Source organism: Nocardioides sp. AE5 (assembly GCF_031844485.1).
Classification (GTDB): Bacteria; Actinomycetota; Actinomycetes; order Propionibacteriales; family Nocardioidaceae; genus Nocardioides.
This window is the reverse complement of sequence record NZ_JAUZVI010000001.1, coordinates 357,979-377,409: the sequence shown is the minus strand read 5'-3', so window position 1 is coordinate 377,409 and position 19,431 is coordinate 357,979. Positions and strand designations below refer to the sequence as shown.

Genomic DNA, 19,431 nt, shown 5'->3' with positions numbered 1-19,431 from the left:
TTGGCCCAGACAACCGACCGAGGAGACTCCACCCATGCCCCTGGCCTTCTTCGTCCGCGACGGCGAGACCTTCGTGCCCCGCGAGCTCGCCCAGAGCCTGTGGAGTGACAAGCAGATGCACGGCGTCGCCGTCTCCGGCCTGCTGGCGTGGGGCGCCGAGCGGCTGCAGCACGAACTCGGCCTGGCCGACCTGGTGCCGGCGAAGTTCTCCGTCGACATGTTCCGCCCCGCCGCGATGGGCCCGACCAACGTCGAGGCGCGCGTCGTACGCAAGGGCAGCCGGATCCTGCTCGTCGACGCCCTCCTGGTCCAGGACGGGGAGACGGTCGCGCGGGCCGCGGCCACCTTCCTGAAGCCCGGCGGCGTCAGCCACGGCGAGGCATGGAGCCCCACCGAGCGACCGAGCCCGCCGCCACTGGAGATCGCCCCGGTCGGTGACGCGCCGCACGTGCCGTTCTTCCACAGCGAGGCCGGGTGGAGCCAGGACTTCACCGAGCACCAGAACCCGAGCCGCAAGACCACCTGGCAGACCGGCGTACCGATCATCGACGGCGAGCCGAACAGCCGCTTCACCTCCGCCGCGAGCGTTGCCGACGCGACCAGCATGGTCGCCAACTGGGGCAGCAAGGGCGTGGAGTTCATCAACTCCGACATCACGCTCTACCTGGCCCGCCTCCCCGAGGGCGTCCAGGTCGGCATCTCCGCCCTGGACCGCGTCGAGCACGACGGCCTGGTGGTCGGCACCGCCACCGTCTTCGACCGCTCCGGCCCGATCGGCACCACCGTGCTCACCGGCCTGGCCAACGCGAAGCGGACCGTGGACTTCGAGTCGATCGGCTACCTGGACAACGGCGAGCGCGCCACCTCCCCCGGCGTCTGAGACAGTGGAGCCATGACCACGTTCCTGATCATCCTCGCGATCCTTGCCGCAGGCTTCGTCGTCTACAAGTTGCGGGCGCCGATCCTGGCCAAGATCCTCGGCCAACCGACCTCGCGCATCGAGCGGCGCCTCAACCAGCGCAAGTAGGCCGACTCAAACTGCTGGTTCGCGCCACTCACCGGTGGTGGCGAACTGCTCCAGCGTCGCGGCGTACGGCGTGATGTCGATGCTCTGGGCCGCCAGCCAGTCGTCGTCGTAATAGGTGCGCGCATAACGGTCACCGCCATCGCAGAGCAGGGTGACCACCGAGCCGGTCTTCCCCATCGAGCGCATGTCGTCGATCAGTCGCAGCGCACCCCACAGCGCCGTCCCGGTGGACCCGCCGACCGAGCGGCCGGAGACCGCGCTGCACCAGCGCGCCGCGGCGATCGAGGCGGCGTCCGGCACCTGCATCATGTGGTCCACCACCCCGGGCAGGAACGACGGCTCCACCCGGGGGCGGCCGATCCCCTCGATCCGCGATGCACCACCGACGGCGTCCGGATCGCCCGAGGAGTACGCCGGATAGAAGGCGGAGTTCTCCGGGTCGACCACGCAGACCTGCGTCTCCAGCCGGCGGTAGCGCACATAGCGACCGATCGTCGCCGACGTGCCACCGGTGCCGGCGCCGACCACCACCCAGGCCGGAACCGGGTGCCGCTCGGCGGACATCTGCTCGAAGATCGACTCGGCGATGTTGTTGTTGCCGCGCCAGTCGGTGGCCCGCTCGGCGTGGGTGAACTGATCCATGTAGTGGCCGCCGGTCTCGACGGCCAGGCGGCGCGACTCGGCATAGATCGTGGACGGGTCGTCGACCAGGTGGCAGCGGCCGCCGTGGAACTCGATCAGCGCGATCTTCTCCGGCGAGGTGGAGGCCGGCATCACCGCGATGAACGGCAGCCCGATCAGCCGGGCGAAGTAGGCCTCCGAGACCGCGGTCGACCCCGAGGATGCCTCGATGATCGTGGTGTCGGCGTGGATCCATCCGTTGCACAGCGCGTGCAGGAACAGCGAGCGGGCCAACCGGTGCTTCAGCGAGCCGGTGGGGTGGACCGACTCGTCCTTGAGGTAGAGGTCGATGCCCCAGTCACCGGGGAGCCCGAAGGCGTGCAGGTGGGTGTCGGCCGAGCGGTTGGCGTCCGCCTCGACCTTGCGGATGGCCTCGTTGAGCCAGCTCCGGTCCCCGGCCCGATGGGTCATCGCGAGTCGTCGTCCTCGGCGGCCTTGCGCTCGTCGAACTTGCTCGCTGCCCGGGAGGCGCGCTCCTCGATCCGGTGCGCGAAACGGCGCCGGTAGGGATCCAGCACGACGTAGGAGACGATGCCGGAGACCAGGAAGGCGACGATCAGCGAGCCGAGCCAGAGCAGGTCGGCGTTGTCGGTGAAGAGGCTCCAGATCCCCATGGTGATGCCGAATGCACCGAGGAAGAGGCCGATGCGGAGCAGGGTGTAGATGGCGAAGTCCTTCACCTGCCCCACTCTAGTTGCCGGGACACAGACCCACGCGTTGGCCCGGAGGACTACCCTTGGGGCGTGGGCAAGTTCATCCTGGTCATCGTGGTCGTCGTACTGGTCGTCTACCTGCTGGTCCGACTGATCGAGACCCGTGGCGCCATCTTCCGGCGCGGCTTCGGTGGCTCGGGCGGTTCCGGAGCGGTACGCCGTCCCGGCCCCACGCGGCCGTCGGGCCCGATCGGCCCCGACGACGACCCGGAGTTCCTGCGCGACCTCAACCGGCGCACCAGGCGCAGGGACCAGGGCCGCGAACCCGGCAAGGACTCCTGAGCTTCCTCAGGAGGCGGCGTAGCGCTGCCTGACGGCTTCGCCGCTGGTCCCGATCGCTTCGCCCAGCTCGCGCCAGGAGAGGCGGGCCACTCGGGCCGCGGCAATCGCCTCCGCAAGTTCCTTCTCGGCGGCAGCACGACGGAAGGCTGCCAGCTTCACTGCCATCAAGGGCGGCAGGGGTGCGTCGAAATCTGCCTCGTCGGGCTCATGTCCTTCGAACGCGTCAGCAAGCCGGTCAGCGTTCTTGATCAGATCTTCGAGAGAAGGGCGCATCGTCATCACCTGAGGTATTTCTTGCGGGCAGGCCGTCTCCGGCTTGCCGCAAGGTTACTTGCCAAGCGGCTACTCGTGACGAGGGCGCCCTTGGCCCCTACGCACGCAGTACGTCGCCAGCCAGCGCCGGCCCGTGCACCGACGTCGGCGCCGGCGCGGCGTACGAGTGCTGCGAGCTGCCCCCGAAGAAGTAGTTGATCCCGACGAAGTTGAAGAGCAGGGTGGCGAAGCCGACCAGCGCGACCACCGCCGCCTTGGGGCCCTTCCAACCGGCCGTCGCCCGGGCGTGCAGGTATGCCGCATAGACGACCCAGGTGATGAAGGCCCAGACCTCCTTGGGGTCCCAGCCCCAATAACGCGACCAGGCCTGGTGGGCCCAGATCGGACCGGAGATGAGCACGGCGAAGGTCCACACCGGGAACGCGAACGCGTGCAGTCGGTAGGCCAGTCGGTCCAGCTGCTCGGGCATCGGCACCCGGGCCAGGACGCCTCGGGCGGCGGCAGGCGCGTCGGCGGCTGCCGAGCCGGCACCGGTCGCCACGTCGTCAGCGGCGGGACCGCCACCGGCGCCGACCAGTTCCGGCTGGCGAGCGGCGTCACGGGTCACCTGCCGAGCCTTGAACAGGTAGAGGATCGAGATCAGCCCACCGAGCGAGAAGACCCCGGTCGCCAACACTGCGGAGACCACATGGATCACCAGCCACGGCGAGCTGTTCAGCGACTCGGTGAGCGGCGCCACCGGCTCGTGCAGCCAGAGCACGTCCATCATCAGCACCACGAAGACGAAGCCGAGCACCCACGGTGCCAGCCAGCCGAGCCCGAACCGGCGATAGAGCACCAGATAGCCCAGCACCGCCACAAAGGTGGCCGAGAGGGTGAACTCATACATGTTCCCCCAGGGCACCCGGTTGGGGTCCGCGGCCATCCCGCGTCCCACCAGCGCCACGAGGTGGACGCCGCACGCGAGCGCGGTCAGCAACACCCCGAAGCGACCGAAGGTCGCCACACTGCCCGTGGTCGGGGTCTCGTCGGCGGGCAGCTTGCGCAGGCTGGCCCATTGGGCCGAGTGTGCGAGCAGTGCCAGGAAGTAGACGATGCCGCAGATGGTCACCGCCTGGTTGCTGAGGGTCTCCCACTCGGTGTTCGTCACGTCTTGCTCTCCTTCTCCGGCAGGTCGCCACGCAACGCGGCGACCAGGTCCACGATCTCACTTCCGGGTTCGCCCGCGCCGGAGCGGTCCAGCACCGCCACCTCGACCACGGTCCCACCGTCCTCCTCGCGCGCCCGCACCCAGGCCCGGCGGGGCCGGATGAAGAGCGATCCCAGCAGGCCCAGCAGCGCCAGTACGACGCCACCCAGCGCCACCATCATCCCCGGCGTCTTGCTCAACTGGATCCGCACCCACGGCTGGATCCCCTCGAAGGTGACCTCACCCGCACCGCCGGGCAATTCGACGCTCTCGCCGGGGAAGAGGTCGACGCGGAACATGGAGCCGTCGTCCTTCGTCACCTGGGTCATCTGCGACTTGTCCAGCACATAGACCGACTGCGAGGTGCCCTGGCCCAGGCCGAGGTCACCGGTGTAGGCGAGCAGGGAGAGGCGCGGGTTCCGGTCGTCGCCGAAGATCGACTGGGGGTCGCCGTCGATCAGCGCGAACGTCGGATAGAGATAGCCCTCCAGGCCGATCCCGTCGGGTTGTGCGTTGGGGGCCTTGATCACGCAGAACGAGCGGAAGGTGGCCATCTCCTCGGGCAGGCAGACCACCGGCCCGGAGAAGGTGATGTCGCCTTCTGCGTCGCGGACGGTCACCGAGGGCGCATAGCCGTGTCCGATCAGGAAGACGTCGGTGCCGCCGATCGAGAGCGGGTGGTTCACCCGCAGGTCATAGGTCCGGGGCTCGGCGCCGGGTTCCTCGGTGTAGGAGAGGCTCGCCACGAACCGCTGGGCCATGCCCTTGCGCGGCCCGGACTGGATCCAGTCCAGGTCGAAGTCGTCGAGCACCAGCGAGAACGGTTCCAGGTCGTCGACGGTGGTCATCGCACCGGGCGCGAAGTCGTCGTACTGGGAGAGGTTGTTGGAGAAGCCCTGCCCCTGGACGATGATCACGCCGCCGCGATAGCCGAAGAGCGAGCCGACCGCGAAGCCGGCCATCACGATCAAGATCGAGACGTGGAAGAGCAGGTTGCCGGCCTCGCGCAGATAGCCGCGCTCGGCGGCCACCGCGTCGCCATCGCCGGCCGGGTCGACACGGAAGCGCCGCTTGCGCAGCACCTGGTGGGCCTTGGCCAGCACCTCGTCGGCCGACGCGTCGCTGACGTACGTCGTGGAGTTGGGCAGCCGGAGCAGGTTGCGCGGGGCGCGCGGCGGCCGGGCCCGCATCGCCTGCCAATAGACCTTGCACCGGGGCAGGATGCAGCCCATCAGGGAGACGACCAGGAGCAGGTAGATCGCCGCGAACCAGACCGAGGAGAAGACGTCGAAGAGCCCCAGCCACTCATAGACCGGGGTCAGGTTCGGGTGCTGTTCCTTCCACCGTGCCACGGCGAAGGCGTCCACGTCGGTCTGCGGGATCACCGAGCCCGGCACGGCCGCCAGGGCGAGCAGCAACAGCAACACCAGCGCCGTACGCATGGAGCAGAGCTGGCGCCATGTCCAGCGCATCAGTTCGACGAAGTTGAGCTCGGGAGCAGCCATCACACACCCACCCGGAAGTCGTTGACGAGGTGGACCTGGACCCAGTTCACCGCGTGGTCCCACCATCCGGTGACCAGCAGCAGGCCGAGCACCACGAGCATCAGCCCGCCGGCCCGGGTCACCCACACCTGGTGGCGCCGGATCACCGCGAACGCACCGAGCGCGCGGCGATAGGCCAGCCCGGCCAGGATGAACGGGACGCCGAGCCCGAGCGCATAGACACCGGCCAGCACCGCACTGCGCGCCACGGTCGCCTCGTTGATGCCCAGGGTGAGGATCGCACCGAGGGTGGGGCCGATGCACGGCGCCCAGCCGAGGCCGAAGAGGAAGCCGAGGAAGGGGGCCGCCGCCAACCCGACGGCGGGCACCGCATGCACGCGTACGTCGCGCTGCAGGAAAGGCACCAGTCCGGCGAAGGCGAGACCCAGCCCGATCACCAGCACGCCCATCACCACGGTCACCGTGCGCCGGTGCTCCCACAGCGCCTCGCCGAACGCACCGGAGACGGCGCCCAGGCTGACGAAGACGACCGCGAACCCGAGCACGAAGAGCACCGATCCGGCCAGCATCCGGCCGCGGTGGGCGTTCTCCAGTTCGGCGCCGGAGAGCCCGGTGGCATAGGAGAGGTACGCCGGCAGCAGCGGGATCACGCACGGGGAGAAGAACGAGACCAGTCCGGCGACCAGGGCGACCGGCAGCGCGATGGCCAGTGAGCCGGACATGGCCGACTCGCGGAAGAAGTCACCCATCTTCGTTCACGACTTGCTCGATGACGGTGGTCAGCACCGCGGCGCTGGGGATCTCGCCGAGGATGACGGCCGCGACCCGACCCTGGCGGTCCAGGACCACGGTGCTGGGGGTTGCGTACGGCGTCAGGCTGCCGTGGAAGGCGAGCAGAGAACTGCCGGTGCTGCCGTCGAAGAACGACGGGAACGGCAACTCATAGCGCCGCACGAAGCTCTGCGCGGTCTCCCGGGACGGGTCACGGGTGTTGATCCCGAGGAAGGCGACCTGGTCGGGGTCGGCCCGGTTGGCGGCCTCGACGATGTCCTCGGCCTCCTCGTGGCACTCCGAGCACCAGTTGCCCCACACGTTGATGGCGACCACCTTGCCGCGGTAGTCCGCCAGCGAGAGCGCCTCCCCGTCCAGGTCGGTGCCGGTCAACTCCACCGGCGCCTTGCGGGCGTCGGGCGGCAGTTCGGTGATCTGCCCGTTGCCGGAGACATACCCCTTCTCCCCCGCCCCCTCCAGGTTGGAACAGGCGCTGGCCCACAGGAGGGCGGCCACGGCGAGCAGCGCCGCCAGGGCGCGCCAGGACCGGGCGCGGTGCGTCGTACGGCTCATGCGGTCGGCCGGTTCTCCTCGGGGGCGTTGCCGGCGGAGAAGGGCGCGGCCTTGTCCTTGACCGGGATCAGGTGGCCGGCCGGTTCCGAATAGGAGAGCGAGGTGAGCTCGTCGCCGGTGAAGTGGAGCGAGGTCAGCGAGCAGAGCGTGCACTGGCGCTTGCGCGGGTCGTGCAGGAAGGAGCGCTTCTCGACGTGGAGCCGGGTGGTCCAGATCGGCAACTGGTGCGAGACCAGGACCGCCTCGTGGCCCCGGGCGGCGTCGCGGGCGTCGTACACCGCGGCCATCATCCGGGCCGCGACCTCGGTGAACGGCTCGCCCCACGACGGCTTGAACGGGTTCCACAGGTGGCGCCAGTTGGCGGGGTTCTTCAGCGCGTTGGCGCCGGCCCCGAACCGCTCGCCCTCGAAGACGTTGCCAGACTCGATGATCCGCTCGTCGATGCGGACCTCCAGGCCCCGCGCCTCGGCCAGCGGCTGGCTGGTCTCCCGGGCCCGCTCCAGCGGCGAGGAGATCAGCAGGGTGATGTCGCGGTCGCTGATCGCGTCGGCGACGGTCTGCGCCATCTGCTTGCCCAGTTCGGAGAGGTGGTAGCCATCCATCCGGCCATAGAGCACGCCCTCGGGGTTGTGCACCTCGCCGTGGCGAAGCAGGTGGACGATCGTCTTCTCGGTCATCAGGACTCCGTTGTCATGGCGGCGGCAGCCGCGCGGGCGGCGTCGGGAAGGGCGTCGATCACGTGCTGCACCGCGCGGTCGTCGTGGGCGCTGGAGAGGAACCACGTCTCGTACGCCGAGGGCGGCAGGTAGACGCCCGCGTCGAGCATGGCGTGGAAGAACGCGGCGTACGCCGGGAGCGACTGGTCGTTCGCGTCGTCGAAGTCGTGGACCTCGCCGCCGCGGAAGAAGACCGAGAACATGGTGCCGGTGGCCTGGATCCGGTGCGGCACCCCGGCGGCGGTGAGCGCCTCGGCGGTGGCGGCCTTGATCGCGTCGCCGGCGGCGGTGATGTGGTCATAGACCTCGTCGGTGGCCAGCCGGAGCGTGGCCAGTCCGGCGGTGGTGGCGATCGGGTTCCCGCTCAGCGTGCCGGCCTGATAGACCGGTCCCTCGGGCGAGAGGTGGGCCATCACGTCGGCGCGGCCGCCGAAGGCCGCGGCGGGAAAGCCACCGCCCATCACCTTGCCGAAGGTGACCAGATCGGGTCGCCATCCCTCGACGGCGCCGTCGAGGCCCCACTGGCCCTGCCTGCTGGCGCGGAAACCGGTCATCACCTCGTCGGAGATGAACAGGGCGCCGTGCTCGCGGCAGGTCTCGGCCAGGAGTCGATTGAAGCCCGGCCGTGGCGGGACCACCCCCATGTTGCCGGGGGCGGCCTCGGTGATCACCGCGGCGATCCGGTCACCGTGGGTGGCGAAGACGTCCGCCAACGCCTCCGGGTCGTTGTAGCCGATCACCAGGGTCTGGGCGACGAACGCCTCGGGGACGCCCGGAGTGCTGGTCACGGCGTGGGTGGCCAGCCCGGAGCCGGCCTGGGCGAGCAACGAGTCCACGTGGCCGTGGTAGCAGCCGGCGAACTTCACGATGATGTCGCGGCCGGTGAAGCCGCGGGCGAGGCGGATCGCGGACATGGTGGCCTCGGTGCCCGAGGAGACGAAGCGGACCGCCTCGATCGGGGCACGCGCCACGATCTCCTCGGCCAGTTCGACCTCCGGCACCGTCGGGGTCCCGTACGACGTACCGCGCGCGACTGCCTCGGCGACCGCGGCCTGCACCTCGGGGTGGGCGTGGCCCAGCAGCATCGGGCCCCAGGAGCAGATCAGGTCGACGTACTCGTTGCCGTCGACGTCGGTGAGCCAGGCGCCGGCGGCGGAGCGGATGAAGCGGGGCGTGCCGCCGACGGCGCTGAACGCGCGCACCGGTGAGTTCACGCCCCCGGGAGTCACCGCCCGGGCCCGGTCGAAGAATTCGGCCGAGGCGGTCGTGGGCAAGGCGGTTGTGCGGGTCACCGGGTCATTGTCGCCGACCGGCCCAAGGCCGCGCACACCCGGGCGCAAATTGGTCGGTGATTGTCGCGTCATACCCCATCGCCCTGCCCGTCCCATCTGCGACAGGCCGGCGGCACGGGGCATCAATCCACGAGATCGGCGTCACACGGAAGTGGTGTGGCGTAACTCATCATGAGAGACTTCGTTGGTTGAATACCTGGGCTTGAGGGAGCAGCGGGTCAGCACAGACACCTATTGGGGAGACACACTCGCATGACGAAGAAACCATTCGGACGATTCCAGAGGGGCGCTGCCCTCGTTCCGTTGGCCCTGCTCTCGACCGCGTGGACCGCGAGCCTGCTCGGCGTCGGCGTTGCCGGCACCACCGCGGCCAGCGCCTCCGACCAGGGCGTCCTGCCTGACGGCACCTCGGTGCCGACCCAGGTCATCGAGGACCCGGCCAGCTTCTCCACCCCGGGCTCCATTGGCCTGGGCGTCCCGCAGGGCTCCACCGAGCGGATCGTCGCTGCTGCCTCCACCAACGGCGTACCGGACGCCGCACTGGCCGCCTACCAGCGGGCCGCGACGGTGATCAACGCCGCCGACGCCAGCTGCAAGCTGCCGTGGCAGTTGCTCGCCGCCATCGGTCGGGTCGAGTCCGACCATGGTCGCTACGGCAACAACACCCTCGGCAAGGACGGCGTCTCCCGTCCCGGTATCTACGGCATCCCGCTGGACGGCACCAACGGCACCCAGCGGATCACCGACACCGACGGTGGCCAGTACGACCGCGACACCGAGTTCGACCGTGCGGTCGGCCCGATGCAGTTCATCCCGTCGACCTGGTCGGTCGTGGGCGTGGACGCCGACGGCGACGGCCAGCGCAACCCGCAGGACATCGACGACGCCGCCCTGGCCGCGGCCGTCTACCTCTGCTCCGGCAAGGACGACCTGTCCACCGACTCGGGCCAGCGTGCGGCGGTCTACCGCTACAACCACTCCGAGAAGTACGTCGACCTGGTCCTCTCGATCATGAAGGCCTACCAGTCCGGCAACTACTCCACGGTGCCGAACAACACCACCTCGGCGCTCTACATCCCGCCGAGCTACAACTTCACCCGCCCCTCCAACGGCGCCATCCTAGGTGCTCCGGAGAAGGTGACCCCGCCGAGCACGTCCACCGGTGACTCCTCGACCGAGGGCAACGGCGGCAATGCGGGCACGGGTGGCCAGTCCGGCAACACCGGCGGCAACGGCAATTCCGACTCCGGCAAGAGCACGACCGGGCCGCTGGAGCCGGTCAAGGAGGCGTTGAAGCCGGTCACCGAGCCGCTCAAGCCGATCACCGAGCCGGTCGAGGAAGCCCTTGAGCCGATCGTGGAAGAGGTCATCAAGCCGGTCGACAACCTGATCTCCTCGGCCCTGGCCAGGACACTGTGCCTGCCGTTCAGCCTTAGCCCCAAGCATGCTGACTGCGTGGCCATGCTGACCGGCGCCAAGAACGACTCCGGCGTGATCACCGGCATCCTGCGGGCACTCGGCCTGGCTCGCTGATCTGACCGTTGCGGCGTTGAAGCCGCGCATATGCACCCGTTCGGCCCTCGGATCATCGATTCGGGGGCCGAACTGGTGCATGTGCACCATGCGCGCCCGGGGAAGGTCGAAAGGTCGCGCCCGGGGAAGGCCGAAAGGTCGCGCCCGGGTCAGCCGCGCAGCAAGCGAGCGGCCTCGGCCGCCCAATAGGTCAGCACCACGTCGGCACCGGCCCGGCGGATCGAGGTGAGCGTCTCCAGGATCGCCGCCTCGCGGTCGATCCAGCCGTTGGCCGCGGCGGCTTCGACCATCGAATACTCCCCCGAGATGTTGTAGGCAGCCACCGGGACGTCCACGGCGTCGCGGACCCGGCGCACCACGTCCAGGAAGCCCATTGCCGGCTTCACCATCACGATGTCAGCGCCCTCGGCGACGTCGAGCAGCGCCTCACGGACGCCCTCCAGGCCGTTGCCCGGGTCCTGCTGATAGGTCCGCCGGTCCCCGACCAACGATGAGTCCACGGCCTCGCGGAAGGGGCCATAGAAGGCGGAGGCATACTTCGCCGAATAGGCCAGGATCGCCACGTCGTGGTGTCCGGCCCCGTCGAGGGCAGCACGGATCACGCCGACCTGGCCGTCCATCATCCCGGACGGTCCGACCATGTGGGCCCCGGCAGCGGCGTGCGCCCGCGCCATCTCGGCGTACACCGCCAGTGTCGCGTCGTTGTCGACCCGCCCTTCGCCGTCCAGGACGCCGCAGTGGCCGTGGTCGGTGAACTCGTCCAGGCACAGGTCGCTCATCACGGTGAGCGCGTCACCCACCTCGGCGACTGCGTCAGTGATCGCGACGTTGAGGATCCCGTCCTCGGCCAGTGCCCCGGACCCGATGGCGTCCTTCCGCTCGGGCACCCCGAAGAGCATCACTCCGCCGAGCCCGAGTCCGGCCGCCTCGGCGACCGCCTGGCGCAGCGAGGACCGGGTGTGCTGGACGACGCCGGGCATCGAGCCGATCGGGACCGGTGCATCGATCCCTTCGCGGACGAAGAGCGGCAGCACCAGCTGGCGCGGCTCGAGCGAGGTCTCGCTGACCATCGCCCGCAGGGCCGCGGTGCCCCGCAGCCGCCGCGGGCGGATCGGCAGGTCCATCGGTCAGCTGCTGGTCGCGCGCCGGCGGGCCGACGGCTTCCGGTCCGACGGCTTGGTCACCGGCTGTCCGGCCTCGATCAGGTCTGCACGGCGGCTGGCACCAAACGCCGCGAGGGCGTCGACCAGGTCCTCGACCGACGGCTTGGCAGCCATCACGTCGACCCGCAGGCCGTGCTCCTCCGCGGTCTTCGCCGTGGCCGGGCCGATCACCGCGATCACCGTGGAGGCGTGCGGCTTGCCGGCGATGCCGACCAGGTTGCGGACCGTGGAGGAGGAGGTGAAGACGACGGCGTCGAACTTGCCGGTCTTGATCGCGTCGCGGGTCGGGGCCGGCGGCGGGGTGGCGCGCACCGTCCGGTACGCCGTCACGTCGTCGCACTCCCAGCCTAGGTCGATCAGGCCGGCCACCAGGTTCTCGGTGGCGATGTCGGCGCGGGGCAGGAAGACCCGGTTGATCGGGTCGAGCACGTCGTCGTACGGCGGCCAGTCGGCGAGCAGGCCGGCAGCCGACTGCTCCCCGGAGGGCACCAGGTCGGCCCGCAGGCCCCAGTCCGCGATCGCGCCGGCGGTCTTGTCGCCGACCGCGGCGATCTTCAGCCCGGAGAACGCCCGCGCGTCGAGCCCGTACTCCTCGAACTTCTCGCGGACCGCCTTGACCGCGTTCACCGAGGTGAAGGCGATCCACTCATAGCGGCCCTCGACCAGGCCGCGGACGGCCTTGTCCATCTGCTGCGGGTTGCGCGGCGGCTCGACCGAGATGGTGGGCACCTCTTCGGGCACCGCGCCGAAGGCACGCAGGCCGGCGGTCAGCGAGGCGGACTGCTCCTTGGTCCGCGGGACCAGGGTGCGCCAGCCGAAGAGCGGCTTGGTCTCGAACCAGGAGAGCGTCTCGCGCAGGTTGACCACGTCGCCGACCACGATCAGCGCCGGCGGCGCCACCTTGGCGGCGCGGGCGTCAGCGGCGACCCGCTCCAGGGTCGAGGTGAGGGTGCTCTGCCGGGTGCTGGTCCCGGACTGGGTGATCGCGACCGGGGTGGTCGCGGAGCGGCCGGCGGCGACGAGTTCCTTGGCGATCTCGCCGATGGAGCCGACCGCGGAGAGCAGGACCAGGGTCCGGTTGTCGGCGTACTTGGCCCAGTCGACCTTGTTGTCGCCGCAGGTGACCACGGAGACCTCCCGGCTGTTGCGGGTGGTCAGCGGGACCCCGGCGTACGCCGCGACGGCGGTGGCCGAGGAGACGCCCGGGACGATCTCGAAGCCGATGTCGGCCTTGGTGCAGGCCTGGGCCTCTTCGGGGCCGGAGGCATAGAAGAACGGGTCGCCGTTCATCAGGCGGACCACGCGCAGGCCGCGCTTGGCCTGCTTGACCACGACCTTGGCGCGGTTGGCGTGGGTCAGCGGCTGGCCGTCCTGGCCGAAGCCGCCGTCGACGAACTCCGGTCCGCCGACGTCGCTGAGCACCTCGTTGCCGTCCTCGTCGGTGACCAGGGTCGGCTCGGGGAGGCCGAGCACCGCCCGCACCATCTGCTCGTGCTCGGGGAGCTCGGTGACCACGACGTCGGCCTCACGGATCAGGCTCGCTGCACGCAGCGTGAGGAGGTCGGGGTCGCCGGGGCCACTGCCGACGAACGCCACCCACCCCTTCGCCTGTGCCGGGAGGGTCGCCATGCTCTTGGTCTTCGATCCAGTCGTCATGCCTGCTGCCTTCTACCTGGTGGGTCGATCAGTTCTGCTGCGCCTTCTTCGAGCATCCCGGCCGCGAGCCGGGTGCCCACTTCTTCTGCTTCCGCGAACGGGCCGTTCGCCGAGCGACGGATGCTCACCGAGCCGTCGTGGGCCAGGGCGACGGCCCGCAGCCACACCTCGGGGCCGTCCTCGTCGTCGACGACCTCGGCCAGCGCACCGACCGGGGCCGAGCAACCGGCCTCCAGGGTGCGCAGCACGGCGCGCTCGGCGGTGACCGCGGCCCGCGTCCACGGGTCGTCGAGGTGCTCGCGCAGTTGCGCGGCGAGCTCGGGGTCGTTGCTGCGGCATTCAATCGCGAGTGCTCCCTGGCCCGGGGCGGGGAGCATCTGGAGCGGGTCGATGCTCTCAGTGACCAGTCCCAGTCGGCCGATCCGGGCCAGTCCGGCACGGGCCAGGATCACGCCGTCGGCGTGGCAGTCGGTGACCTTGGCCAGCCGGGTGTCGATGTTGCCGCGCAGCCCGACCACCTCGAGCCCGAGGCCCAGCGCGTTCAACTGCGAGGCGCGGCGCGGGGATCCGGTGGCGACGACGCTGCCGGCGGGGAGCTCACCCAGGGTGAGTCCGTCGCGGGCGACGAGCACGTCGCGGGGGTCTTCGCGCGGCGGCACCGCGGCGAGTTCGATGCCCTCGGCCGGGGCGGTCGGGATGTCCTTGAGTGAGTGGACCGCGACGTCGACGGTGCCGTCGAGCAGGGCGTCGCGCAGTGCGCTGACGAAGACGCCGGTGCCGCCCAGGGTGTGCAGGGGCGCCCGGCTGGTGTCGCCCTCGGTGGTGACGTCGACGAGTTCCACCCGTACGCCGAGGCGTTCGGCGATCATGTCGGCGACCTGGCCGGACTGGGTGCGGGCCAGCAGGGAGGCGCGGGTGCCGATGCGCAGGGTCTTGGCGGTCGTGGTCATGGGTGGCGCTCCACACTGGTGACCGCGTCGACGGCCTCCGGGGCGAGGGCGAAGAGTTCGGCGAGGGCCGTGGCATAGGAGACGGTCCCGGCCTCGTTGACCAGTTCCTTGACCCGGGTGGTCGGCTGGTGCAGCAGCTTGTCCGCGACACGGCGTACGGCCATCTCCACCTCGGCGCGGGCGGTCGGGTCCAGGTCGGGCAGGCGGCCCAGCAGGCGCTCGATCTCGGCGTCGACGACACCGGTCGCCATGGTGCGCAGCGCGACCACGGTCGGGGTGACACTGGCCTGGCGCCGCGCGTGGGAGAAGGCGGCGATCTCCTCGCTCACGATCGCCCGTACGCCGGCCACCTCGCGGGCCCCGTCGCTGTCGGCGAGCTCGCCGGAGAGGCGGCGCAGGCCGATCACGGTGACGCCCGGCAGCGCCTCGACGGCCTCGTCGATGTCGCGGGGCAGGGCCAGGTCGATGAAGGCCAGCGGGGCGTCGTTCCCGGCGCGGGCGTCGGCGACCTGGTCGGCGGTGACCACGGTGCCGGCTGCGCCGGTGCAGGAGATCACCACGTCGGCGGTGGCCAGCACAGCGTCCAGTTCCGCCAGGGGCAGTGCCCGGGCCTGGTAGTCGTGGGCGAGCCGTTCGGCGTGCTCGAAGGTCCGGTTCAGCACCGTGGTGCGAGCCCCGAGGCGGGCCACGGTGGCGGTGGCCAGGCCGGCCATCGTGCCGGCGCCGACCACGGCGACCTGCTTGCCGCTGATCGCGCCGACCTCGACGACGGCCAGGTCCAGGGCGGCGGTGACCATCGACGGCGCGGCGCGGTCGATCTCGGTCTCGGCGTGGGAGCGCTTGCCGACCCGCAGCGCCTGCTGGAAGAGCGTGTTGAGTGCGGGGCCGACGGTGCCGGCCTCCTGCCCCTGGCGCAGGGCGTCGCGGGTCTGGCCGAGGATCTGGCCCTCGCCGACGACCATCGAGTCCAGCCCGGAGGCGACGTGGAAGAGGTGGGAGACGGCGCCGTCGCCGTAGTGCACGTAGAGGTTCGGCAGCAGTTCCTCGGTCGGTCGCACCGGTGCGCCCCGCTCGCACAGCAGCCGGGAGAGTTCCTCGACGCTGCCGTGGAAGCGCTCCACCTCGGCATAGATCTCGAGGCGGTTGCAGGTGGCGATCACGGTGGCCTCGGTGACGTGCTCGCAGGCCGCCACGTCGGCGATCAGCTTCTCGACGCCGTTGTGGTCGAGGGTGAGTTGCTCGAGCACGTCGACCGAGGCGGTGCGGTGGGAGATGCCGACGACAAGGATGCTCATGCTGTGCCCTCCTTGCCTGAGCACTGCGGTGCCTCGCTCCGGCACAGCTCGTACCTCGCCATACCTACGCTTCCTCTCCTCGTGCTCATGCCAGCGCCTCCGCCTTGCGGTGTTCGTGGTACGCGAGGATCTGCAGTTCCATGGAGAGGTCGACCTTGCGGACATCGACGCCCTCGGGCACGGCCAGCACGGTGGGCGCGAAGTTGAGGATGCTCGTCAGCCCGGCGGCGACCATCTGGTCCGCGACGTCCTGGGCTGCGGCGGCCGGGGTGGCGATGACGCCGATCGCGACGCCCTGCTCACGGACGACGCCGGCGAGTTCGGCGAAGGGGCGCACGGGCAGGCCGGCGACCTGGTGCTCGGCGAGCTCGGGGGCCGCGTCCAGCAGCCCGACGACGCGGAAGCCGCGGGAGCGGAACCCGGAATAGTTGGCCAGCGCCTGGCCCAGGTTCCCGATGCCGACGATCACCACGGGCCAGTCATGGGTGAGGCCGATCTCGCGGGCGATCTGGTAGTGCAGGTACGCCGCGTCGTACCCGACTCCACGGGTGCCGTAGGAGCCCAGGTAGGAGAGGTCCTTGCGGAGCTTGGCGCTGTTCACGCCGGCCGCGGCGGCGAGTTCCTCGCTGGAGCAGGTGTCGGTGCCGCGCTCGACGAGTCCGGTCAGGGCACGCAGATAGATCGGGAGGCGGGAGATCGTCGCCTCCGGGATCTCGCGGCCTCCCGGACGCTGGCCCGCGCTCGCGTCGGCGGTCGCAACCGGCTCAGGGCTGCTCGTCGCGGACGTCCGTGGGGTCAATTTTCTCGTCTCCAGTGGCCGCCGGGCACTCCTCATGGACCCACTGGAATGTGGGCCCAGATCCCTGCGACGCCGCTCACTTTAGGAGTTTGTGAACGGAAGAACAAAACGAGAGCGGGAGGCGGCTACCACAGGTGAGATGTCTCACTCACCCGGGGGTGGGTCAACCGGCGAGCGCGGCCCGCAGGCGACCTTCGTCGACGCGCCAGAAGTCGTGCTGGGCGCCGTCGACGAGGGTCACCGGGATCTCCTCGCCATAGCGCTCCAGGAGTTCGGGGTCGCTGTCGATGTCGACCTCGTCGAACTCCTCGCCCAGGTCCGCACAGACCCGGGCGATCACCACCCGGGCGTCGTCACACAGGTGGCAACCGGGCCGGGAATAGAGCCGCACCCGGGGCACGCTCACCGGGGCTCCTCGACCAGCGGTGCGGCCAGTCGGCGCGCGGCGGCACGGAGCCGTCCCCGCTGCACCTTGCCGGTGACGGTCAGCGGCAACTCGTCGACCACGTGGATGGTCGTCGGCTGCTTGAAGCGGGCGAGCCTGGTGGCGGCGTGCTCGCGGACCGCCTGCTCCACCTGGGCCGGGTCGCCGGTGGAGACGACGTACGCGACGACGGCCTCGCCGGTGGCCTCGTCGGGGGCGCCGACCACGGCCGCGGCACTGACCCCGGCGACCTCGCCGATGGCCTCCTCGACCTCGCTGGGATAGACGTTGAAGCCGGAGACGACGACCAGGTTCTTGCGCCTGTCGACCAGGGTCAGCGCTCCGTCCGGTTCAAGGAAGCCGACGTCGCCGGTGGGCCACCAGCCGTCCTCGTCGGGCGCCTCGTCGCCGTCGGGCCAATAGCCGCTGAACAGGTTGTCCCCGCGGATCTCCACATCGCCGGGGTCGGACCCCTCCGGCGGGTGGCCGTCCTCGTCCTTGAGTCGCAACCCCACCCCGGGCAGCACCGCACCGAGGGAGCCCAGGGTGGGCTCGGGCTGGCAGAGGGTGGAGGTGACCACCGGGGCCGCCTCGGTCAGGCCATAGCCCTGGTGGAGGGGCACCTTGGCCTTCGCCTGGAACTCCTCGACCGTCTCGGCCGGCATGGTCGCCGACCCGGAGAGCACCACCCGGACCGGGCCGAACCGCTCGGCAAGGTCGTCGAGGGCCAGCCAGGACGGGAAGACCGGCGGGGCGACCGGCAGCACGCTGATCGCCTCGTCCTCGACCAGGTCGAGGGTGCCGGTGGGGTGGAAGCCGTCGGTGAGCACGAGCCGGGCGCGCATCCGCAACGTGGCGCCCAGGACGGCGTTGAGGCCATAGACGTGGAAGAGCGGCAGCAAGCCCAGGACGACGTCGCCGGGAGCCAGCATCGGCGGCTCGACGGCAGCGATCTGCTCGATGTTGGCCAGCAGCGCCCGGTGGGTGAGCATCGCGCCGCGGGGGCGACCGGAGGCACCGCTGGTGTAGAGCAGGGCGGCCAACGCCTCGCGGTCCAGCGGCGCAGGCAGCGCGCCGGCCGACTCGACAGGCAGGTCGGCCCACGGACGCTCGTCCCCGACCGGGTCGGCATCGACGACGAAGACCCGCGGTGCCGGTACGTCGCCGCGCTCGGTCATCGCGTCACGCACCGCGTCCACGCAGGAGCCGTCGGCGAGGACCACGCGCGCACCGCAGTCGGTGAGCACGTGTGCGATCTCGGCGCCGGTGGAGCGCGGGTTGATCGGAACGGCCACCAGTTGCGCCCGCAAGGTGCCCAGGTACGCCGTGACGAACTCGATCCGGTTGCCCATCGCGACCACGACCCGATAACCGGCGACCAGGCCCTGCTCCCCCAGCCCGGCCGCGACCGCGTCGACGTCCGCGTCCAGTTCGCGCCAGGTGAGGCGTCGTCCGCTGGTGGCATCGACCAGGGCGGTCTCGTCGGGCAGGTCACGGGCGGCGTCGGCGAGGAGTTGGGCAACCGAGTTCGTCATGCACCGATCCTTCCACACGGTGTCGCATGCCGTGGCCGGATCAGAGGGTCGATTCCGCAGTCTCCTCAGCCCTCCGCGCGTTCGGGTGGCCTGCCTCGATCGCCACCCTGCCAGCCAGCTCCCAGGGTCCTGGGGAACTTCGTCCTCTTCGAGCGCAGGTCGACGAGAAGGATCCCGAAGTCAGGTCAGGATTGACGACGACCCGTATAGCGCGAAACGAACCCGATAATCGCGGAGCGAAATTCCTTTATTAAATTGAGCGGGGGAGCCGGATCTACGGCCTTGAACCAGAGTGCGTCAAATTCCGACCAAGAAAGGCTCGGAGGAGCCGCGTCGAACTCGGAAGCCCGGAAGGAACTGTTACCTTGATCAGGGATTGCCGCAGTGAACACTTCTGAATCTTCACTGAAGGTCAATATTCGGTGAATTGCGCCGTCTAAGTGCTCGAATACGACTCCCTCCGAACCCTCTATTGAAGCGAGAGACAGCTGCGACGGATGATACTTCTCGTCAACTTCAACACACAGCACAACCTCTAGGGACATGACTAACACACGGAAACGGCGCCCCTTGGAATCTCTAAAATCAGGAATGGGCTCAGAATTTCTAAACTCGCCCTCGATAACGAACTGCAGAGTCTGACCAAGTTCCGCTAGATTGTCGAAGACCTCATGCTCCTCCGCCCAGTGCATGTGAATAGGAAGCGAGGGGCCACTGCCTACTACTGCCATGGCCTATTCCTGCCTCTCTGGCTACCGGCCACCATCGGAAACGCCGACAACCCCGCCACCAACGACACCCCAGCAACCACCGGGACAGCACAACGAACTTCAGGACCACGCACGGCGCCCAGAACAAGACCCGCAGGGCCCGCTTCGTCCCGCCACACCAACAGAATTGAGCAGGAGCATAGACCCTGCACCTTCCCGGCGGCATAGCCCAAATGACTTTCCGGCGACGATCTGAAAGCACCGCCTCACAGCCTTCTCCGACTCCGCGAACGTCGACCAGATCGCGCGCCTCCCCGGACAGCGTGATGACATGCGTCAGCGCC

Annotated in this window: 21 protein-coding genes; 4 read left to right on the top strand and 17 right to left on the bottom strand. The window is 69.9% G+C overall.

Annotated elements, in window-relative coordinates; genetic code table 11:
* The first annotated feature begins 34 nt into the window (after positions 1-34).
* Both Q9R27_RS01750 and Q9R27_RS01745 read left to right on the top strand, forming a co-directional pair.
* Positions 35-880, top strand: a complete 846-nt coding sequence (locus tag Q9R27_RS01750; protein WP_311250599.1) for an acyl-CoA thioesterase domain-containing protein — start codon at positions 35-37, stop codon at positions 878-880.
* Between the two features lie 12 nt (positions 881-892).
* The gene (locus tag Q9R27_RS01745; protein ID WP_311250598.1) at positions 893-1,027 is read left to right on the top strand and encodes a hypothetical protein; all 135 of its coding nucleotides are present in this window, start codon (positions 893-895) and stop codon (positions 1,025-1,027) included.
* Positions 1,028-1,033: 6 nt separating this feature from the next.
* Here Q9R27_RS01745 and Q9R27_RS01740 read toward each other — a convergent pair whose 3' ends face one another.
* Together Q9R27_RS01740 and Q9R27_RS01735 are read right to left on the bottom strand one after the other, a co-directional pair.
* Positions 1,034-2,119, bottom strand: a complete 1,086-nt coding sequence (locus Q9R27_RS01740; protein ID WP_311250597.1) for a PLP-dependent cysteine synthase family protein — start codon at positions 2,117-2,119, stop codon at positions 1,034-1,036.
* Entirely contained in the window at positions 2,116-2,388 is a 273-nt protein-coding gene (locus Q9R27_RS01735; protein WP_311250596.1) for a DUF4229 domain-containing protein, read from the bottom strand. The genes Q9R27_RS01740 and Q9R27_RS01735 overlap by 4 nt, the downstream gene beginning before the upstream one ends.
* A 63-nt stretch (positions 2,389-2,451) precedes the next feature.
* Here Q9R27_RS01735 and Q9R27_RS01730 point away from each other — a divergent pair, with 63 nt between their 5' ends.
* Positions 2,452-2,703: a hypothetical protein gene (locus Q9R27_RS01730; RefSeq protein ID WP_311250595.1), complete on the top strand. Its 252-nt coding sequence runs from the start codon at positions 2,452-2,454 to the stop codon at positions 2,701-2,703.
* A 6-nt stretch (positions 2,704-2,709) separates the two neighbouring features.
* Here the strand turns inward: Q9R27_RS01730 and Q9R27_RS01725 are convergent, their stop codons facing one another.
* From Q9R27_RS01725 to hemL, 7 genes are all read right to left on the bottom strand, one after another.
* Positions 2,710-2,982, bottom strand: coding sequence for a hypothetical protein (locus Q9R27_RS01725; protein WP_311250848.1), 273 nt, complete (start codon positions 2,980-2,982; stop codon positions 2,710-2,712).
* Between the two features lie 91 nt (positions 2,983-3,073).
* Positions 3,074-4,126, bottom strand: coding sequence for a c-type cytochrome biogenesis protein CcsB (ccsB, locus tag Q9R27_RS01720; RefSeq protein WP_311250594.1), 1,053 nt, complete (start codon positions 4,124-4,126; stop codon positions 3,074-3,076).
* On the bottom strand, positions 4,123-5,670 hold the full coding sequence (locus Q9R27_RS01715) for a cytochrome c biogenesis protein ResB (RefSeq protein ID WP_311250593.1): 1,548 nt from the start codon (positions 5,668-5,670) through the stop codon (positions 4,123-4,125). The genes ccsB and Q9R27_RS01715 overlap by 4 nt, the downstream gene beginning before the upstream one ends.
* The gene (locus Q9R27_RS01710) at positions 5,670-6,419 is read right to left on the bottom strand and encodes a cytochrome c biogenesis protein CcdA (protein ID WP_311250592.1); all 750 of its coding nucleotides are present in this window, start codon (positions 6,417-6,419) and stop codon (positions 5,670-5,672) included. The genes Q9R27_RS01715 and Q9R27_RS01710 overlap by 1 nt, the downstream gene beginning before the upstream one ends.
* A complete protein-coding gene (locus Q9R27_RS01705; RefSeq protein WP_311250591.1) occupies positions 6,412-7,014 on the bottom strand; it encodes a TlpA disulfide reductase family protein in 603 nt (200 codons plus the stop codon). Before Q9R27_RS01705 ends, Q9R27_RS01710 begins: the two co-directional genes overlap by 8 nt.
* Positions 7,011-7,691: a histidine phosphatase family protein gene (locus tag Q9R27_RS01700; RefSeq protein ID WP_311250590.1), complete on the bottom strand. Its 681-nt coding sequence runs from the start codon at positions 7,689-7,691 to the stop codon at positions 7,011-7,013. Before Q9R27_RS01700 ends, Q9R27_RS01705 begins: the two co-directional genes overlap by 4 nt.
* Complete coding sequence (gene hemL / locus Q9R27_RS01695) at positions 7,691-9,022, bottom strand: glutamate-1-semialdehyde 2,1-aminomutase (RefSeq protein WP_311250589.1); 1,332 nt, start codon at positions 9,020-9,022, stop codon at positions 7,691-7,693. Before hemL ends, Q9R27_RS01700 begins: the two co-directional genes overlap by 1 nt.
* A 252-nt stretch (positions 9,023-9,274) precedes the next feature.
* Between hemL and Q9R27_RS01690 the strand changes: the two genes are divergently transcribed.
* Positions 9,275-10,555, top strand: a complete 1,281-nt coding sequence (locus Q9R27_RS01690) for a lytic transglycosylase domain-containing protein (protein ID WP_311250588.1) — start codon at positions 9,275-9,277, stop codon at positions 10,553-10,555.
* A gap of 149 nt (positions 10,556-10,704) precedes the next feature.
* Here the strand turns inward: Q9R27_RS01690 and hemB are convergent, their stop codons facing one another.
* The 8 genes from hemB to Q9R27_RS01650 all read right to left on the bottom strand — a co-directional run bounded on the left by hemB (position 10,705) and on the right by Q9R27_RS01650 (position 19,108).
* Positions 10,705-11,679 carry a porphobilinogen synthase gene (hemB, locus tag Q9R27_RS01685; protein WP_311250587.1) on the bottom strand — a complete coding sequence of 325 codons (975 nt, stop codon included), beginning with the start codon at positions 11,677-11,679 and terminating at the stop codon, positions 10,705-10,707.
* Positions 11,680-11,682: 3 nt separating this feature from the next.
* Positions 11,683-13,374, bottom strand: a complete 1,692-nt coding sequence (locus tag Q9R27_RS01680; RefSeq protein ID WP_311250586.1) for a uroporphyrinogen-III synthase — start codon at positions 13,372-13,374, stop codon at positions 11,683-11,685.
* The gene (gene hemC, locus Q9R27_RS01675; RefSeq protein WP_311250585.1) at positions 13,371-14,324 is read right to left on the bottom strand and encodes a hydroxymethylbilane synthase; all 954 of its coding nucleotides are present in this window, start codon (positions 14,322-14,324) and stop codon (positions 13,371-13,373) included. Before hemC ends, Q9R27_RS01680 begins: the two co-directional genes overlap by 4 nt.
* On the bottom strand, positions 14,321-15,619 hold the full coding sequence (locus tag Q9R27_RS01670) for a glutamyl-tRNA reductase (protein ID WP_311250584.1): 1,299 nt from the start codon (positions 15,617-15,619) through the stop codon (positions 14,321-14,323). Before Q9R27_RS01670 ends, hemC begins: the two co-directional genes overlap by 4 nt.
* A gap of 85 nt (positions 15,620-15,704) precedes the next feature.
* Positions 15,705-16,418, bottom strand: a complete 714-nt coding sequence (locus Q9R27_RS01665) for a redox-sensing transcriptional repressor Rex (protein ID WP_311250583.1) — start codon at positions 16,416-16,418, stop codon at positions 15,705-15,707.
* A 163-nt stretch (positions 16,419-16,581) separates the two neighbouring features.
* A complete protein-coding gene (locus Q9R27_RS01660) occupies positions 16,582-16,824 on the bottom strand; it encodes a glutaredoxin family protein (protein WP_311250582.1) in 243 nt (80 codons plus the stop codon).
* Positions 16,821-18,377, bottom strand: a complete 1,557-nt coding sequence (locus tag Q9R27_RS01655) for an AMP-binding protein (protein ID WP_311250581.1) — start codon at positions 18,375-18,377, stop codon at positions 16,821-16,823. Before Q9R27_RS01655 ends, Q9R27_RS01660 begins: the two co-directional genes overlap by 4 nt.
* A gap of 185 nt (positions 18,378-18,562) precedes the next feature.
* Entirely contained in the window at positions 18,563-19,108 is a 546-nt protein-coding gene (locus Q9R27_RS01650) for a hypothetical protein (protein ID WP_311250580.1), read from the bottom strand.
* Between the last annotated feature and the right edge of the window lie 323 nt (positions 19,109-19,431).